This window comes from Brevibacillus schisleri, assembly GCF_055685845.1.
On record NZ_JBVNDM010000001.1, the window covers coordinates 2,911,481 to 2,929,539 of the forward strand.

Here is an 18,059-nt window from a genome sequence, read left to right on the forward strand (position 1 = left end):
TTCTGGAAATCACAAGTTTGGGCCTTTCGCACAGAGAAACAATTAAGTGGTTTGTGGCGAGGGGAGTATACGATAAATTTTCCGTGGTCGCCCCCGGTTTGTTGGTGTCTCTTCCCCAATGAGTTCGATAATGTTGTGCTCTGCCAAGTCACTTAAGATTCTTCGCGCATTGCGAGGTGTCATTCCCATCCATTCCGCGATCATCGAAGCGCTGATATATTTTTGCCCCAGCGCTTTTTGAACGGAAATGATTTTGTTAAACGTCGTAATACTGACACCAGCTTTTTTCAGATTTTCGCTGATTTCTTTGTCCTGTGTCCAATATTCGTAGCTGATGCTGTTCGGCTGACGCAGCGGACCTTCAATCGAACCGTCATGGTCAACGAGGATCACGGCATCCTGATGGTTTTTGGCGTGACCGAGAGCAAGCTGTGCATTGCGCTCCGCAGACAATGCTGTGACACCGAAGCCGATTCCCATATTCGCGTGCGAATGGGTGAGCAGCTTGATTTTTTCCAAAAGGATCGTGGGGTGAAAATCTGGATTGTCTTCATATGATCCGCGGGTGGAAAAAATAATGAACTTGGAATTGCCGACCGCGACGAAGCTACCGGAAATCGACTCTGTGTAATCAAGTACGAGCTCTTGCAGCTTCAAATCGAGGCGCCGTAGCTCGTATGCGTTTGCAGGTTCATTCACGAGCTTTTCCATGTCGGATACCTCAATCAATTGAACAGCAATTTGGGAGCGCTTGAAGTGGAGCGTTTCACCCTCTTGCAGAATTTGCTTGAAAATCTCCCGAAATATAAAGCGCGTGAAGCCCATTCGGTATACTCTGATTCCTTGTCGTTTTAATTCTTCGGTGACGTACAGCGTTCCTGTGACACAAGCGTCTACCTTGCCTTCCTGGATCAGGCGGGTATGATAGGCTACCAATTCAGCTCTCTTTCTGAATTCCTTATACGGCTTTAGGTATGGATTCTCACAGTGCAGGCCCAATTCCTCCAAAGTCTCACGAAAATGCGCTTCTGAAATGGTGTCGAAGCTCACGCGATCTAAAGAAAGACCATCGCGATATACCAATTCGAGCAACACTTTGGTCAGGACACTAGAATTGACTTGCGGATAAAAGGCTTTTTTCTTGCCAATATGGGCTTTTGCCATCGAATAGGGGGCGACTCCAGAGAAGAACCAGATATCTGTTTCCATATCATTTTCGGCTACATAGGCAGGTACTTGTTCCACTCCTTGATAAACAAAGGAGGTGAGCAGGATGTGATCGGAAAACTCACGACCTACAGCTAGCATTGCATCTACTGAATCTTTTGGACCGACTATGCCAACTTTTATCATCAAAATATCCTCCAAAAAAGTTAAACTACGGGATAAATCATTCGCCAGGAAGGAGCTCCATCCTTTCTTCGGCATCTTAGTATGCCAGTCTTTCTTATATAGATAAGATATAACCCATCAGATGGGTATGCGAGCTGTCGCGACCACGAAGCCTTTAAATAGGGATGTTTTAGGGAAATTTTCCGTATTAATTGTTCTATATTTGACAACTTTCAGCAAATTCCTTTATGAATCGACGTAAAAAATAAAAAAATCAGAATTGACATTAAATAATTGCGGCACTATATTGTTGAATTAAGGAATGTTTTAGGTCAATTTCCGTTAAAGAGGTTGTTCAAAAAGTTGTCTTTTGATCACGAGGTAGTCAAGAATGCGAATTCGACATCGAATATGGCGTTCACCTCTGAAGTCCGGTGCTCATGTAGATGGCCTACACTGCGCTCCTCCTTCGTTCGGTTCTCGCCATCTTCTCGGTGCTGAAAAGTCAACTTTTTGAACTCGAACAAAAGGAGGGTACGTTGAATTTTCTTAATCTTTTTGCAAGTCTGGACTAGGGGGCGTATAGATGTCGCGTTATTTACTCAAAAGAATTCTGATGATGGTACTCACCTTGTGGATTATTGTAACGTTGACTTTTAGCTTGATGCATATGATCCCTGGTGATCCATTCGCGTCGGAGTCAGATCAGTTGCCCGAGCAAATATTGCTCAATCTGCGTGCCAAATACAATTTGGATGAACCGCTGCCGATGCAGTATTTGCTTTATCTAAAAAGCTTGGTCATGCTCGATTTAGGACCTTCTATTAAGTCGGAGACACGCGGTGTCAATGATATGATCAAAGATGGCTTCGGAGCATCTGCAATGATTGGTTTGCAGGCGATAGCAGTTGCCCTTTTTTTCGGACTTTTATTCGGAACAATTGCGGCATTAAACCGAAATACCTGGATTGATTATGCGGCAATGGTCATGGCTGTATTAGGAATTGCTGTACCCAGCTTTATCATGGCGCCGTTACTCATTAATTACTTGGCAATTAAATGGCCGTTATTCCCAGTAGCTACGCTTGCCAGTTGGAAACACTCGGTTCTGCCTTCACTCGCACTTGCTTTTGGACCTTTAGCGATCATTACACGCTATATGCGTACGAGCATGATCGACGTGATGAACCAGAATTACATACGGACCGCTGAGGCGAAAGGAATTCCGACTTTTCTGATAGTGATCAAGCACGGAATCCGCAACGCGATTTTGCCGATCGTCACGTTTATGGGACCGCTTATTGCGGGGTTGTTAACCGGAACGTTTGTTGTCGAAAAGATTTTTGCGGTACCAGGGATTGGCAAGTACTTCGTCGATGGCATTTTCAATCGAGATTATCCTGTTATTTTGGGAACGACAGTATTCTACAGTGCCATCTTGGTACTCATTATCTTCTTGATTGATCTGGCCTATATATTCATCGATCCACGAATCAAACTATCGAGCAGGGGGAGGTAGCCAATGGCGGTAGATCAATCAGTTAATGAGTTGTTTCGACCTAGAGCTCAAAAAGCAGATGGACAGATCGCCCAGATGCGACCGAGCCTGACTCATTTTCAACAAGTAGCGAGAAAGCTCGTTAGAAACAAGCTGGCCATGGTGGGTTTGACCCTGATTGTTATGCTGATAGCCATGGCGATCATTGGACCACATCTTGTTCCGTACAGCTATTCCGATCAGAGTCTCTTGAATGCGAATCAGGAAATTTCGGGCGAGCATTGGTTCGGAACAGATGAGCTGGGGCGCGACATGTTTTCACGAACATGGTACGGAGCGCGGATTTCACTGATTATCGGAATATCGGCAGCGTTAATTGACTTGGTCATCGGAGTGACCGTCGGCGGTATTGCCGGATACATGGCCGGTCGAGGTAAAAAGGGAGACCGAATCGATACCATCATCATGCGATTGATCGAGGTCTTATACGGATTGCCATACTTGCTTGTGGTGATCATGCTGATGGTTGTCATGGAGCCTGGAATTGTTACCATTATCATCGCATTGTCCGCAACCGGTTGGGTAGGGATGGCTCGTCTCGTTCGGGGACAAATCCTGCAATTGAAAAACCAGGAGTTCATCATGGCAGCGCAAGTGCTGGGCGCCAAATTCCCTCGCATTTTGTTGCGCCACCTGATTCCGAATACCATCGGCGTCATCATCGTGAACTTGACGTTTACCATTCCGTCGGCGATATTTGCAGAATCTTTCCTCAGCTTTCTAGGACTGGGTGTGCAAGCGCCAATCGCTAGCTGGGGCACGATGACTAACGATGCACTCGGCGTCATTTTGACAGGCGATTGGTGGAGACTTTTCTTCCCGGCCTTGATGATTTCTTTGACGATGTTTGCCTTCAACGTTTTCGGTGATGGCTTGCAGGACGCATTGGACCCAAGAATTCGCGAGTAACCTCGCCACGAAGATAGGAGGATCAGACATGGCGGATCATTTGCTACAAGTAGAAAACCTCCGCGTACATTTCAAAACGTACGGTGGAGAGGTACAGGCTGTACGGGGAGTTACCTTTCATGTTGATCGTGGCGAGACGCTTGCGGTAGTGGGAGAGAGCGGTTGTGGAAAGAGTGTAACCGCCCAGGCGATCATGGGCTTGATCCCGAATCCGCCGGGAAGAATCGTGGATGGTCAAATTCGTTTTGACGGAAAAGTCATCACGGGGATGAGTAAGAAGGAATTGCTATCGGTTCGTGGAGCTGAGATCGGGATGGTCTTTCAGGACCCGATGACGGCACTGAATCCGACAATGAGGGTCGGCGCCCAAATCGTCGAGGGGTTTGTTCGTACCCAGCAGGTCAGCAAAGAAGAGGCACGTAAAAAAGCAATGGAAATGCTGCGGTTGGTTGGTATCCCGGATCCGGAAAAACGGGTGGATCAATACCCGCATGAGTTTTCCGGGGGAATGCGGCAACGTGTCGTCATCGCGATTGCTCTCGCCAATAATCCAAAGCTCGTCATTGCAGATGAACCGACGACAGCACTGGATGTAACGATTCAAGCACAAATCTTGGACTTGCTCAAAGAATTACAGGAAAAGCAGCAGCTCTCCATTGTGATGATTACACATGACTTGGGTGTCGTAGCCGAAATCGCGCACCGGGCCGTGGTTATGTACGCAGGAATTGTGGTGGAAACAGGCAAGGTAGAGGATATTTTCGCAAATCCGAAGCATCCGTACACATGGGGCTTGATGCGCTCTCTACCGCGGATCGATGGCGTGGAAAAGGAACGACTGGTACCGATCGAAGGAACGCCGCCGGATTTATTCCACCCGCCAAAAGGGTGTCCGTTCGCTCCACGTTGTCAGTTTGCGATGGAAATATGCGAGCAGCAAATGCCGGACGCTTCCACATTCACCGAGGGTCACCAAGCTGCATGCTGGCTACATGATCCACGGGCACCGAAGCTGGAAGAACTGGTGGCAGCAGGGAGGCAGACGTAGATGAGCCAAGCGTTGGTTGAAGTCAAAAATCTAAAAAAGCATTTTGAGATCGGCAATGGGATTACGCTAAAGGCAGTTGACGGCGTGACCTTCACCATTCATCGCGGCGAGACGCTCGGACTAGTAGGGGAGAGCGGCTGCGGCAAGTCGACGTTGGGCAGAACGATGATTCGCCTCTATGAAAATACAGATGGAGAAGTTTTGTTCAAAGGCAAAAATGCACATCGCTTAAAAGGAAAAGAGGCAGAGCAGTTCCACCGCGACGTCCAAATGATTTTTCAAGACCCGCAAGCAAGTCTGAATCCGCGCATGACTGTCATGGACATTATTGCGGAGGGCCTGGATATTCACGGCTTATCCCGAGGTGCAAGAGCGGATCGGGTCAAAGAATTGCTGGAGCTGGTTGGGCTGTCCAAGGAACATGCGAATCGATTCCCTCATGAATTCAGTGGAGGCCAAAGGCAGCGGATCGGGATTGCCCGAGCACTGGCGGTCGAGCCGGAATTTATCATCGCGGATGAACCGATTTCGGCGCTTGATGTGTCGATTCAAGCGCAGGTCGTCAATCTATTGGAAGACTTGCAGCAGGACAGGGGTCTGACTTACTTGTTTATCGCCCACGATCTGTCCATGGTGAAGCATATTTCCACTCGAATCGGAGTCATGTACCTCGGCAAAATGGTAGAAATGGCAAACAGCTTCGAGCTGTACGCAAAGCCACTTCATCCATATACACAAGCGTTACTGTCCTCCATTCCGATTCCTGATCCGACAATCAAGCGGGAGCGCATCATCTTGCAGGGCGATTTGCCGAGTCCTGCCAACGCTCCAAGCGGTTGTGTTTTCCGAACAAGATGCCCAAAGGCCATGGAGCAATGCGCGGCACAGGTTCCTGAATGGCAGGAAGCTGCACCAAACCATTGGGTCGCTTGTCATCTCTATCAGTAGTTCGATTTTCTATCTTAATATATAGGGGGAAACAACGTGAAGAAATTAGCTGCTTTTGCCCTGTCGCTCTCGCTCGTCATTCCGGCTCTGGCTGGTTGCGGCGGTAGTGGCGAGTCAGCATCGACTGGAGGTACAACTGCCCCAGGCGCTGCTGCCAAACAAGAGGTTGTGTTCAATGCCAAGTCCGAGCCGCCAGATTTGAACCCACTCACGTCAACCGATACGACGTCCTTCTGGATCATGGATCACTTGGGGGAAGGTCTGTACACCAAGGATAAGGACGGCAATCCGATCTTGGGACAAGCCAAGGAAGTGAAGCTGTCCGATGACAAGCTAACGTACACGTTCATTTTGCGCGATGATGTGAAATGGACAAACGGCGAGCCAGTGACAGCCGAGGATTTTGCTTTCACGTATATGAAGCATCTTGATCCAGCAACTGCTTCGACTACGGCTTACCTGCTCTATTACATTAAAGGAGCAGAGGCATACAACAAAGGCACAGGAAAAGCAGAAGATGTAGGTATCAAGGCAGTGGATGCAAAAACGCTCGAAATCAAGCTGGTCGCACCTACCTCGTACTTTGACAAAATGCTCGCTACCCGTTACTGGCACCCAATCAACAAGAAGCAAGCAGAGGCGAATCCAAAATGGGCAGCAAATGCGGACAGCTACATCTCCAACGGCGCTTACAAGCTCGTTTCCTGGAAGCATGACTCTGAGCTCGTGGTAGAAAAGAACGAGCATTATTGGAACAAAGCGGACGTAAAAATGGAGAAGATCACCTGGAAAATGGTGAACGACGCCACGACTGCTTATCAGATGTACAAGAGTAGCGAGCTCGACTTCAACAAAGAAATGCCGTCTGACATCCTCGCACAAGAAAAATCGAGCCCAGACTTTAAATCCGTTCCATACTATGGCACGTACATGTACATGTTTAACGTAACGAAAGAACCGTTTACGAATAAAAAGGTTCGGAAAGCTTTCGCCATGTCGCTTGACCGTAAAGCGCTGTCCGAAATGGTAAGCCAAGGTGGAGAGACGCCAGCTTACTCCATGGTTCCGCGTGGAGCGATGCAGCCAAACGGAAAAGACTTCCGCGAAGAGGGTGGAGACTACTTCAAAGAGGATTACGAAGCAGCGAAGAAGCTGCTGGCTGAAGGTATGCAAGAAGAAGGCTGGTCCACGCTGCCAGAAGTTACACTCATGTACAACACCGATGAAAGCCACAAGAAAATAGCGCAAGCGATCCAAGAAATGCTCAAGAAAAACTTGGGCGTAGAAGTAAAAATGACAAACCAAGAGTGGAAAGTGTATCTGGATACTACCAAGCAAAAGAACTATCAAATGGGCCGTATGGGCTGGGTAGGCCAAATCAATGATCCTTCCTTTAACCTTGACTACTATTTGGGTGAAAGCCCGAACAACCGTACGGGTTGGGTGAACAAAGAGTATGATCAGTTGAATATGGCGGCAAAAGTTGAGCAAGACCCGAACAAGCGTATGGAATTGCTTCATCAGGCAGAAGCTGTTTTGATGGATGAAATGCCGTTCATGCCAGTCTACCACTACCAGCAAAACTATTTGGTGAAACCGAATCTGGAGGGTCTCACTTTCCCGGTCAACGCGTTCCCAAGTGCTCGCTGGGCAACGAAAAAATAGAAAAAAAAGAGGAGCTTCTCCTCTTTTTTCTCTTTACATAATCCAACGAACAGTAAGCAAAACAGGAAAGGATGATTTCTCGTGATTTTGGACTATCTGCAAGTGAAATCCGCGTATCAATTGAAGGTGGTACCGCAGCGTAGAGAGATTACCTTTTTAACGAAGCTGACAGGTATCGCGCAGTTGTGGCGCTGGAATGAAGAGTCCAACCGCTCGGAGCAAGTGACCTTTTTACCTGATCGAGTAGTAGTAGTTGACCATTCCCCGTGCGGGACGAAAACGATTGTCGGTATGGACAACAAGGGAGACGAGCGGCAGCAATTCTTTTTGCTAACGGAAAATGGTGCAGTTGTGAAGCCGCTGACAGACGCTCCTGATTATTTTCACTATTTGGGTGGTTGGTCACCTTGTGGGCAAAAGATCGCGTGGTCCAGCAATCGTCGCAATCCGCGCAGCTTTGATATTTTTGTACAGGATGTCGAGAGTGGCGCGTATGAAGAAGTCTTTCGTTACGACGGGCGCACCGATCCAATCGGCTGGCTGCCAGACGGGAGAGGACTCATTTTCAGCGTGCAGGAGACCAATATTGACAATAGCCTGTATTTGTTGAATCTGCAAACGAAGGAAGCACAAAAGCTCTCCATCTGCAACAAACATGCGCGCTATCATTCCTTGGTACTGTCTAAAGACGGCCAAACGGGATATCTCGTAACCGACCGCGATGAAAATACGAAAGCGTTGTGCCGCTTTTCACTCCGTACAGGAGAGCTGGATAAACTGGTGCACGACCCGAAATGGGACATGGAGGCGACCCAATTATCCCCAGATGAGAAGTTTCTTGCCTTCACGATCAATGAAGGAGGCTACTCCGTTCTTGCCCTCTATTCCTTGACAGAACAAAGCTGGAAGCGGGTAGAGGAAGCACCACGTGGCGTGATCTCTTCCTTGGCGTGGGTGACTGATGATCAGCTCGCCTATACGTTGAAAAGTCCTACACTTCCAGGTGACATCTGGACGTACACCCTTTCGGAGCAAACCAGCAGGCGTGTGACAAACATTGGTCAATCTGATGCTCTGGAGGATAAACTCATCGAGCCGGAATTGTGCACGTTTCATTCGTTTGATGGCTTGGAAGTGCCGTATTTCCTTTATGCCAAAGAAACATCCGAACCTGCAGAGAAAAAAGCAGTCGTCGTCTACGTTCATGGCGGGCCAGAGAGCCAAATTCGACCGGAGTATCATCCCGTTTTTCAATTTTTGGCGAACGAAGGCTTTACGGTGGTAGCACCGAATGTTCGCGGCAGCATGGGCTACGGTCGGGAATATGTCCAGCTCGATGATCGCCGCAAGCGGATGGATTCTGTAGCAGATTTGGCTTGGTTGGTCAAAGATTTAGGCAGCCGTCCAAGCGTTGACCCGAATTCGATCGGCATCATGGGCCGTAGTTACGGAGGCTTCATGACACTGGCTGCGCTTACGCATTACCCTGACCTGTGGGCGGCGGGTGTTGATATTGTGGGGATTTCCCACTTCAAAACCTTTTTGGAGAACACCGGGGAATGGAGAAGGAGATTGCGTGAGATGGAGTACGGGTTCCTCGGCGAAGACAATGACTTTTTTGAAGAAATTGCTCCTTTGAATCATTCGCAGAAGATCACGGCTCCGCTTCTCGTATTCCATGGACGCAATGATACGCGTGTTCCTGTCAGTGAAGCAGAACAGCTCGTAGCCGACATGAGAGGCAGGGGACAAGAAGTCGACTTGCACATCTTTGAGGATGAAGGTCACTTTACCGAAAAGCTGGACAATCACATCACGTTGAATCAAAAGATTTCCCAGTTCTTTTTGGGGCAACTCGCATCCACCAATAAAATCGAGGAGTGATAAGCATGACGCAAGCAAAAAGAGGCATAACGGCTGAAGATTTGTATCAAATGCGGTACGCGAGTGATCCGCAGCTATCACCAGACGGAAAAACGCTTGCCTATGTAGAAAATCAAATCGATGAGTCCCACGCTTATCAAAATCACTTGTATTTACGAAAATTGGATGCAAATGATCCACAGCCCTTGACGTCTGGCTCCCGCGATACCTACCCGCGTTGGTCGCCTGATGGTTCAAAGATCAGCTTTGTCTCGAATCGATCTGGAAAACCACAGATTTGGCTGATCGATGCAAACGGGGGAGAGGCTAGGCAGCTCACGCGTTGCAAAAACGGCGTCAGCAATCCGACTTGGTCACCTGACGGCAAATACATTGTCTTCTCGTCGATCCTGGATGAGGGGGAAACATTCGCAGACCCGGAAGGAGCCGAGGAGAGAGAAAAGGCCAAAGCCATTCATGTCGGGAGAATGAAGTACAAATCCGATGATCTTGGCTTCATTTACGAGAAAAACAAGCAGCTGGCTATTGTTCATGTAGAGACAGGCGAGGTTACTCCACTCAGCGATGGCCCGTACAATCATACAATTGGCTCCTGGTCGCCGGATGGAAAATGGCTCGCCATAACGGCGAACCGGGCAGAAGACCCTGATTTTCAGCATGGTATTGACGTTTTTATCATTCCTTATGAAGGGGGAGAATGGAAAAAGCTGACCAACAGCAAAGGGATTTTTGCCTATCCGACCTGGTCACATGACGGTAAGAAGCTAGCGTATATCGGAAGTGAATCGGACACGCATTTGTACGCAGCACAGAAGCGCATCTGGGTATATGATTTCGAAAAGGGCGACTATTCTTGTATCACAGCGGATTGGGACGTTCAGGTTGGCGATTCCACCATCGGAGACATGCGCTCGCCAGGTCATCCGAATCCAGGTGCTGTGTGGACAGCAGACGGAAGAGGCATGTATTTCATCGCCAGCGAACGAGGAAATTCTGGCATTTATCACGTAACGCTGGACGGTCAAGTCACGACTGTTGTAACGGGCAATCGGAATATTTACGGCTTTTCGCTGCATGAAAACGAACAAACGGTAGTTGCTGCCATCAGTGATCCGTCAACGCCAGGCGACTTGTATCAAGTAAGTTTGAAGGACGGAGAAGAAAAACGTCTAACAGCGTTGAACGAAGAGCTATTTGCGGGCATGGAGCTCCCAGTTCCAGAAGAAATAGAGTTTGTCGCAAAGGATGGCTGGAAGCTGCACGGTTGGATGCTCAAGCCTGTCGGTTTTGAAGAAGGAAAAAAATACCCGATGGTTCTGCAAATTCATGGCGGGCCACACTCCATGTATGGAAATACGTTTTTCCACGAGTTCCAGCTGCTCGCTGCAAAAGGCTACGCCGTACTCTATACGAATCCGAGAGGGAGCTTTGGCTACGGAGAGCATTTTGTTCAGGCATGCTGCGGTGACTATGGAGGGAACGATTACCGCGATTTGATGACGGCCGTGCAATTTGCATGCGATCATTTCGATTTTGTCGATGAGGACCGATTGGGTGTCGCAGGCGGTAGCTACGGTGGCTTCATGACGAACTGGATCGTCGGTAAAACCAATCGATTCAAAGCGGGCGTAACCGATCGGAGTATTTGCAACTGGGTTAGCTTTTACGGTGTCAGTGATATCGGTTATTTCTTCACTGCGGAGGAGATTCAGGCAAATCCATTCACGAATCCGGAAAAAATGTGGCAGCATTCACCCATTCGTTTGGTGGAGAACATCGAGACGCCTCTGCTGATCATGCATGGCGAACATGACTACCGGTGCCCAATCGAACAGGCCGAGCAGCTCTATGTAACATTGAAGCATCAAGGCAAGGCTCCAGTATCGTTTGTTCGTTTCCCGGGTGCCAGTCATGAGCTTTCCCGCAGTGGTGATCCCGAGCAACGCGTGTTGAGACTGCAATATACGACCGATTGGTTTGACAGCTATTTGGTTGCACACCAAAAAGAGAAAGTCGAAAAGCCATGAAATGCCAATAGGAGGTGCCTGATTGTGAACAAAGAACAAGTGATGGGTATCGTGCAAGAAAATTTGCCGCTTGCAATCGAGAAGCTGAAGCAATATTTGCGTTTTCCTACCGTATCCGCACAGCATAAGGCCATCCCAGAGACGGTTGAATACGTGGTCAAAATGATTCATGAGGTTGGCGGTGAGACAAAGGTACTCGACAATCTTGGCGGCAATCCAGTCGTGTATGCGTTTTTTGCAGCAGGCAGTGAGGGAGATGCCAGCAAAACGCTCCTCTTTTACGATCACTACGATGTTCAACCACCTGAACCGTTTCAGGAGTGGAACACGGAGCCGTTCGATCCGACCATCATCGATGGAAAGCTGTATGCGCGTGGCGCTGCCGACAATAAAGGTGACCTCGTTGCCCGTCTGACGGCGATTCAGATATTGCAGCAGCAGGCAGGCGGTTTGCCTTGCAACATCAAGTTCCTGATCGAAGGAGAAGAAGAGATTGGTAGCCCGAATCTCGAGCCATATCTTCGAGCGTACAAGGAGCTTTTTCAGGCGGATGCCTGCATTTGGGAATTTGGTGGAAAAGACGAAAATGAGCGAATCAGCATGGTTGCTGGGATCAAAGGAATGGCGTACCTAGAGCTGACCTGCGTTGGAGCAGAGATCGACATGCACTCCTCTGTCGGTGCGTATGTAGACAATGCAGCCTGGCGCCTCGTACAGGCATTGGCGACGATGAAAAATCAGCAAAACGAGATTTTGGTAGAAGGCTTCTTCGACGGGATCGAGGAACCGACAGCGGATGAAAAGAAAGTCGTTTCCGAATTGCCGTTCAGTGAAGAGGCGACAGCAGCGCTATACGGTTTGAAACGCCCATTGATTACTGTAGCAAGCCAAGTGGACCCACGAGAAGCCATGGTTTTTCACCCGACCATGACCATTTGCGGTCTGGATAGCGGCTATACAGGAGAGGGCGCGAAGACAGTACTGCCGAAAAGTGCGAAGGCCAAGCTGGATTGTCGCCTTGTCCCAGGGCAAGATCCACAGCACATCATGAATTGCATCGAGCATCATTTGGAGAAGCATGGTTTTACGGATATTATCGTCACCATGATCAACGGACAAAAAGCGTATCGCTCCGATTTTCATCATCCATTTGTAGCTCACGTACTGTATACGGCTCGCGTCATTTACGATCATGAGCCAGTGCTTTCGCCAAACGCCGCAGGCACAGGTCCGATGTTTATTTTCGGTGAACAGCTGAAGCTTCCGGTTGTCAGTACAGGGGTTGGCTGGGTTGGCTGCAAAGTACATGCGCCGAATGAATCCATCCGCTTGAAAGACTTCGAGGAAGGAATTGCCCATATGGTTGTCATGCTCTCTGGATTTGCCAAAGCGCTGTCTAAGTAGCAACCAAATAGCGAAAAGGGGACCTTTCGTGTAAAAAGGTCTCCTTTTCAATTTGGCCTCCCTTGCAGCACTTCCAGAGTGGACTTTGCTTTTGTAAACCATGTACAATCGTAAAGGAAAGTGTACATATATCTATAGGAGGCGAAATGCGTGAACAGCGATACACATCCATTCGAAATCGCAACCTTTGCAGGCGGATGCTTTTGGTGCATGGTCAGTCCGTTTGACAAGATGCCAGGCATTCAAAAAGTCGTCTCCGGCTATACAGGCGGTCATGTCGAAAACCCAACCTATGAAGAGGTATGCTCTGATACGACGGGACACTATGAAGCGGTCCAAATCACCTATGATCCGTCGCTCATCTCCTACGAGGAATTACTGCAAATGTTTTGGAGACAAATCGACCCGACTGACGCTGGTGGTCAATTCGGTGACCGGGGTCAATCGTATGCGCCAGTGATCTTCTATCATAATGAAGAGCAAGAAAGGCTTGCGCAAAAATCGAAACAAGAGCTGGATGCAAGTGGTCGTTTCCAAAAACCCATTGCAACGCTAATTTTGCCAGCCAAGCCGTTCTATCCGGCGGAGGATTATCACCAGGAGTACTATAAGAAAAATCCAGTCCGCTACCAATACTATCGGGCGGCATCAGGCAGAGCGAAATTCACCAAGGAAGCATGGCGCGACCGTGCGAAGCAAGAAGAATTGAAAAAAATCTTGACCCCGCTCCAGTACGAGGTGACGCAAAATAACGGGACAGAACGTCCGTTTACGAATGAATTCTGGGACCACAAGGAAGAGGGCATCTACGTAGACATCGTCTCCAACGAGCCTTTGTTCAGTTCCTTGGACAAGTTCGATTCCGGCTGCGGGTGGCCATCCTTTACCAAGCCCATGCAAGAGGAAAACGTAACTGAGCATGTGGATTTGACACATAATATGATTCGGACAGAGGTTCGCAGCAAAGAGGCAGATTCTCATCTCGGCCATGTTTTCGAGGACGGCCCAGGAGAAAATGGATTGCGCTACTGCATCAATTCAGCCGCATTGCGCTTCATTCCGAAGGATCGCTTGGAGGAAGAAGGATTCGGGGAGTTTAAGCGATTATTCGAAAAAGAATAGAGTGTGGACCGCCACTCTGGGAAACTTGGGAGAAGGGCGGTCTTTTTGCTACACATACAACGAGGGAAACATACGAGCATGCAGGGAGGGTCCAATGTATACACAGACATCCTTACACAGACGAATTGGACTGTTACTCGCAGCAATCATGGTTTTAGCAGGCTGTTCTTTCGGTCAGGAGCCGCCACATAACAATCAAATCGCACCGACACCCCAAAATGTTGCCGAGGGTGGGACGTTAATCATTGTACGTATGTCGGATGCCTCAAATCTCGATCCCCATTTTATTTTGACGATCAATGAGGCGAGTGTTATCCAAGGAAAAGTGTATGAAGGGCTCGTCAAACGAGATCGGAACATGAACATTCAGCCACAGCTTGCAACGAACTGGAAGCAAATCGACGATCTTACTTGGGAGTTTACTCTCCGACAAGGCGTTGTTTTTCACGATGGGACTCCCTTTCAAGCACAGGCGGTCAAGAAAACATTTGATCGTGTATTAGATCCGGCCGTGGCTTCTCCTCGAGCAGCCATGTTCGACAAAATAAAGCAGGTACGGGTCATCAATCCGTACAAAGTGCAATTCATTCTTCACAAGCCGTTTGCACTCTTGCTCTCTATTTTGGCCAGTCACGAGGGGAGCATCATCAGCCCTACAGCGATCGATAAATACGGCCGGGAATTATCGCAGCATCCGGTTGGTACTGGCCCTTATCGGTTTCAATCATGGGAGCATGGCAGTCAAATCACGTTGAGCAAAAATCAGTCCTACTGGGGCGAAGCCGCTACGCTTGATCATGTCGTCTTCAAGGTTGTTCCGGATGATGCGACTCGCATCGCGATGGTGGAGAATGGTGAAGCACATATTGCAGAGTCCATCCCTGCCATGGAGATGGATCGAATACAATTATCCAACCAGATGCGTGTGTACCGCAGCGATGCACTCGGGACGGAGTTTATCGGATTTAATGTAGCACGTCCACCACTGAATGATATCCGTGTGAGGAAAGCCATCAGCATGGCGATCGAGACGGGAGCGATCATTAAAGGGGTGTATAACAATGTGGGAACAAAGGCGAACTCACCGATTGGCCCGCAAGTGTTCGGTTACAGCCCAACTGTGAAAAGCTACCCGTACGACATCAACCAAGCGCGTCGGTTGCTCGCAGAGGCGGGCTATCCAGATGGTTTTCCTATTCATATGATTACCTACAACAGACGGGATCGAATCTTGGTTGCCCAAGTGATACGGTCGCAATTAAAAGGAATCGGCGTCGACGCGGAGCTAAAAGTCGTCAGCTACGATGACTTCGTCCGAACTATTGAGCAAACGAAGGAGCATGAGATTTTTGTCAGTGGCTGGGGAAATGCAACCGGGGATGCCGACTATAATCAGTACAATTTGTTTCATACATCAGGTGGCGGGGCGGGCAACAGTTTTCAATACAGCAACCCCGAGCTGGATCGTCTCATTGAGGCTGGCCGTGTCGAAACAGATCCTGGGAAAAGACTCGCTATCTACGCAAAAGCACAAGAAGTAGAGCTGCAAGATGCTTTGGTTGTTCCGATTCGCAATCTGGAGAATTTGGCTGTGATTAGTAACCATATTCAGGGCTTCTCCATCAGTCCAGCGGGTTACTTGAATCTCGATCAGGTCGTGATTTCTCAATAAAACATGTAACGAAAAGCCTATCAATTATGTCATAATAATTACGTACTTTTTTACCGACATAATTGGATCCGCTCCAAAACGAAAGGAACGTTACAATGAGAAGTTTTCGACACCGACTTTTGCATCCGCTTGTACTCGTAACGGCATTGACATTTGTGTTGTCTGGATGTAATAGTACAGCTGCTCCACAAGAACCACAAACACAACCATCCACAGAGTCGCCAACTCCTCCAAAGAAAGAAACAGAGAAGCCAAAGGAGGAGACCACGCCTCCACCTGCTGAAACACCAAAGCAAGAACAACCGGAGCCACCCCAGAAAGCGAAGCCAACGGAAACGAAGCCAGCAGAAAAACCGTCAGCTGGTCAGCCGCCTGAGCTGTCGTTTCCGGACATCGAGGTTGTGGGTGAGCCAGAGAGTGTTGCTGTACTGGTGAACAAACAACGCAAGCTTCCAGAGAACTATCAGCCAAATGATTTAGTGTTTCCAAATGTTTCTTACTTGCTCCCGGAAAAGAGCGAGAAACGCAAAATGCGAAAAGAAGCGGCGGGTGCGCTTGAGCAGTTATTTGCAGCAGCCCAGGCTGACGGTGTCCAGTTGGCTGGCGTATCTGCCTATCGCTCCCACGCCTACCAGAAAGCGCTGTTTAATCGCTATGTAAAAAAAGACGGCGTGGAGAAAGCACGGACTTACAGTGCCGTTCCTGGTACGAGTGAGCACGAGACGGGACTCGCGATTGACGTCTCTGGTAAGGATGGCAAATGTGCGGCAACGAGCTGCTTTGCCGGAACCAAGGAAGCGAAGTGGCTGGATGAAAACGTCGAGAAGTTCGGATTTATCATCCGCTACCCAGAGGGAAAAGACGCGATTACGGGCTATATTTATGAGCCGTGGCATTTGCGTTATGTAGGTGGCGAGATCGCGCAAGAAATCAGAGAAAAAGGAATTACGCTCGAAGAATATTCAGGTGCCGTACCTGTTTCCACACCATCGAATTAAAAAAGCAACGCCGATCTCGTACCGAAGAGAATCGGCGTTTTTGCTATGTAGTTATGCTATAATGTTCTCGGGTGAAGATAATGGTCGAAAAATCAATCAGAGAACGTATTATTGAAACATCTATGCGCTTGTTTGAAGCAAATGGCTACCACAAAGTGACTGTGGATCAAATTGTGAAAGAAAGCGGCACGTCAAAGGGAGGATTTTATCACAACTTCAAATCAAAAGATGAACTCCTCTACATCATTCATGATCAATTTATTACGTATGTGCTGGAAAAAGCGGAGGAAGCTTACGAGAAGTGGGATACCCCGACAGAACGTCTGCAAGCCATCGTAAAATCCTTCGTTATGATGATTGATCTATACCGCTCGCAGGTTACGATCTTTTATCAGGAAAGCTTGTTTTTAGCTCCAGAGTACTACACAGATATTGAAACGAAACGGGATCGCTATAAACAAATCATGTTCACCGTCATTTCGGACGGGATCGAATCAGGAGAGTTCCGCCCGGAGCTGCCAGTGCCGATTGTGTCCATGGCTATTTTTGGCATGGTGAACTGGATTTACAAATGGTATCAAAAGTCAGGGACGTACTCGATCGAGCAAATTGCGGATATTTATGCAGATATGGTTCTTCATTCTGTTTTGAAATCAGAATCGATGGAAAACCCGGCCTTTCAACGTTTTTTCCTGCAATCTCAAGAAAATCCCTTCCATCCATAGTAGGGGTGCTAACAAGGATCATGCGGCTACACTCAAGCTTTTCGACAGGAGACAGGGGCATAGTCGCTTGATGGTCCCTTATAAAATCCTTCGATCAGACCAACTAGTTGGTCTGTACTAGTATTCTGACATTTGCTATAATATCGACAAGACCAACTGGTCGGTCTTGCGCAATCATCACAGTCGGTTCGTGAGGTTGTTCCAGTCAGATTCGGAATAGGGGAGGAATAGTCGTGCTTACCATTTACGAATTACGAGAACTTGTGAAGCTATTAGAGCAGACAGACATAGAATCTTTTGAGGTAAATGACGAAGATTCTTCTTTGCGTATCAAACGAAGAAATGGGAATCCAGTTACAGTTGTGCAACAGCCCCCCGTACTAACCAAAAGTGCGCCAATCGTGACGGCGTCACCCGCTGTCCTTTTGCCTAAAAAAGAAGCGATTGAGCGCCCGGTCACAACAAGTCCTGTGGAAGCATCGCAGAAATCGGCTGAAGTGACAGAAAACTTGTACAAAATCACTTCACCTATGGTCGGAACCTTTTATGCTGCACCTGCCGTTGACGCAGCACCATACGTATCCGTAAAGGATCGTGTAGAGCCAACGACGATTGTCTGTATTGTCGAAGCCATGAAGCTGTTTAACGAGATTGAAGCAGAAGTAAAAGGAGAGATTGTCCAAGTCTTGGTGGAAAACGGTCAGTTGGTCGAGCATGGACAGCCGTTGTTCCTGGTGAAGCAAGAGTAATGGTGCAGCTTTTAAGGG

Annotated in this window: 14 protein-coding genes; 13 read left to right on the plus strand and 1 reads right to left on the minus strand. The window is 48.3% G+C overall.

Translation table 11 applies throughout. The features are described from left to right. Positions 1–42: 42 nt before the first annotated feature. Positions 43–1,353 carry a helix-turn-helix domain-containing protein gene (locus tag ACUUHJ_RS14545; protein ID WP_472299167.1) on the minus strand — a complete coding sequence of 437 codons (1,311 nt, stop codon included), beginning with the start codon at positions 1,351–1,353 and terminating at the stop codon, positions 43–45. A gap of 565 nt (positions 1,354–1,918) precedes the next feature. On the opposite strand from ACUUHJ_RS14545, the gene ACUUHJ_RS14550 reads away from it, so the two are divergent. The 13 genes from ACUUHJ_RS14550 (at position 1,919) to accB (ending at position 18,041) form a co-directional block, all read left to right on the plus strand. Further along, entirely contained in the window at positions 1,919–2,851 is a 933-nt protein-coding gene (locus ACUUHJ_RS14550; protein ID WP_016740472.1) for an ABC transporter permease, read from the plus strand. A 3-nt stretch (positions 2,852–2,854) separates the two neighbouring features. Then, positions 2,855–3,799, plus strand: a complete 945-nt coding sequence (locus ACUUHJ_RS14555; protein WP_472299168.1) for an ABC transporter permease — start codon at positions 2,855–2,857, stop codon at positions 3,797–3,799. 28 nt (positions 3,800–3,827) lie between these two features. Next, entirely contained in the window at positions 3,828–4,847 is a 1,020-nt protein-coding gene (locus ACUUHJ_RS14560; protein WP_026134040.1) for an ABC transporter ATP-binding protein, read from the plus strand. After that, a complete protein-coding gene (locus tag ACUUHJ_RS14565) occupies positions 4,848–5,795 on the plus strand; it encodes an ABC transporter ATP-binding protein (RefSeq protein WP_173609347.1) in 948 nt (315 codons plus the stop codon). A gap of 36 nt (positions 5,796–5,831) precedes the next feature. Further along, positions 5,832–7,460, plus strand: a complete 1,629-nt coding sequence (locus ACUUHJ_RS14570; RefSeq protein ID WP_472299169.1) for a peptide ABC transporter substrate-binding protein — start codon at positions 5,832–5,834, stop codon at positions 7,458–7,460. Positions 7,461–7,541: 81 nt separating this feature from the next. Further along, entirely contained in the window at positions 7,542–9,344 is a 1,803-nt protein-coding gene (locus tag ACUUHJ_RS14575; protein ID WP_472299170.1) for a S9 family peptidase, read from the plus strand. A gap of 5 nt (positions 9,345–9,349) precedes the next feature. After that, positions 9,350–11,371, plus strand: a complete 2,022-nt coding sequence (locus tag ACUUHJ_RS14580; RefSeq protein ID WP_472299171.1) for a S9 family peptidase — start codon at positions 9,350–9,352, stop codon at positions 11,369–11,371. A 24-nt stretch (positions 11,372–11,395) separates the two neighbouring features. Continuing rightward, a complete protein-coding gene (locus ACUUHJ_RS14585) occupies positions 11,396–12,775 on the plus strand; it encodes a M20/M25/M40 family metallo-hydrolase (RefSeq protein WP_472299172.1) in 1,380 nt (459 codons plus the stop codon). Positions 12,776–12,925: 150 nt separating this feature from the next. Then, positions 12,926–13,897, plus strand: coding sequence for a peptide-methionine (S)-S-oxide reductase MsrA (gene msrA / locus ACUUHJ_RS14590; RefSeq protein ID WP_289677836.1), 972 nt, complete (start codon positions 12,926–12,928; stop codon positions 13,895–13,897). Between the two features lie 94 nt (positions 13,898–13,991). Beyond that, complete coding sequence (locus tag ACUUHJ_RS14595; protein WP_472299173.1) at positions 13,992–15,569, plus strand: glutathione ABC transporter substrate-binding protein; 1,578 nt, start codon at positions 13,992–13,994, stop codon at positions 15,567–15,569. A 95-nt stretch (positions 15,570–15,664) separates the two neighbouring features. Then, positions 15,665–16,567, plus strand: coding sequence for a M15 family metallopeptidase (locus tag ACUUHJ_RS14600; protein WP_472299174.1), 903 nt, complete (start codon positions 15,665–15,667; stop codon positions 16,565–16,567). A gap of 80 nt (positions 16,568–16,647) precedes the next feature. Then, positions 16,648–17,292, plus strand: a complete 645-nt coding sequence (locus ACUUHJ_RS14605) for a TetR/AcrR family transcriptional regulator (protein ID WP_173603779.1) — start codon at positions 16,648–16,650, stop codon at positions 17,290–17,292. A gap of 233 nt (positions 17,293–17,525) precedes the next feature. After that, entirely contained in the window at positions 17,526–18,041 is a 516-nt protein-coding gene (accB, locus tag ACUUHJ_RS14610) for an acetyl-CoA carboxylase biotin carboxyl carrier protein (RefSeq protein WP_289677839.1), read from the plus strand. The last annotated feature ends 18 nt before the right edge of the window (positions 18,042–18,059 follow it).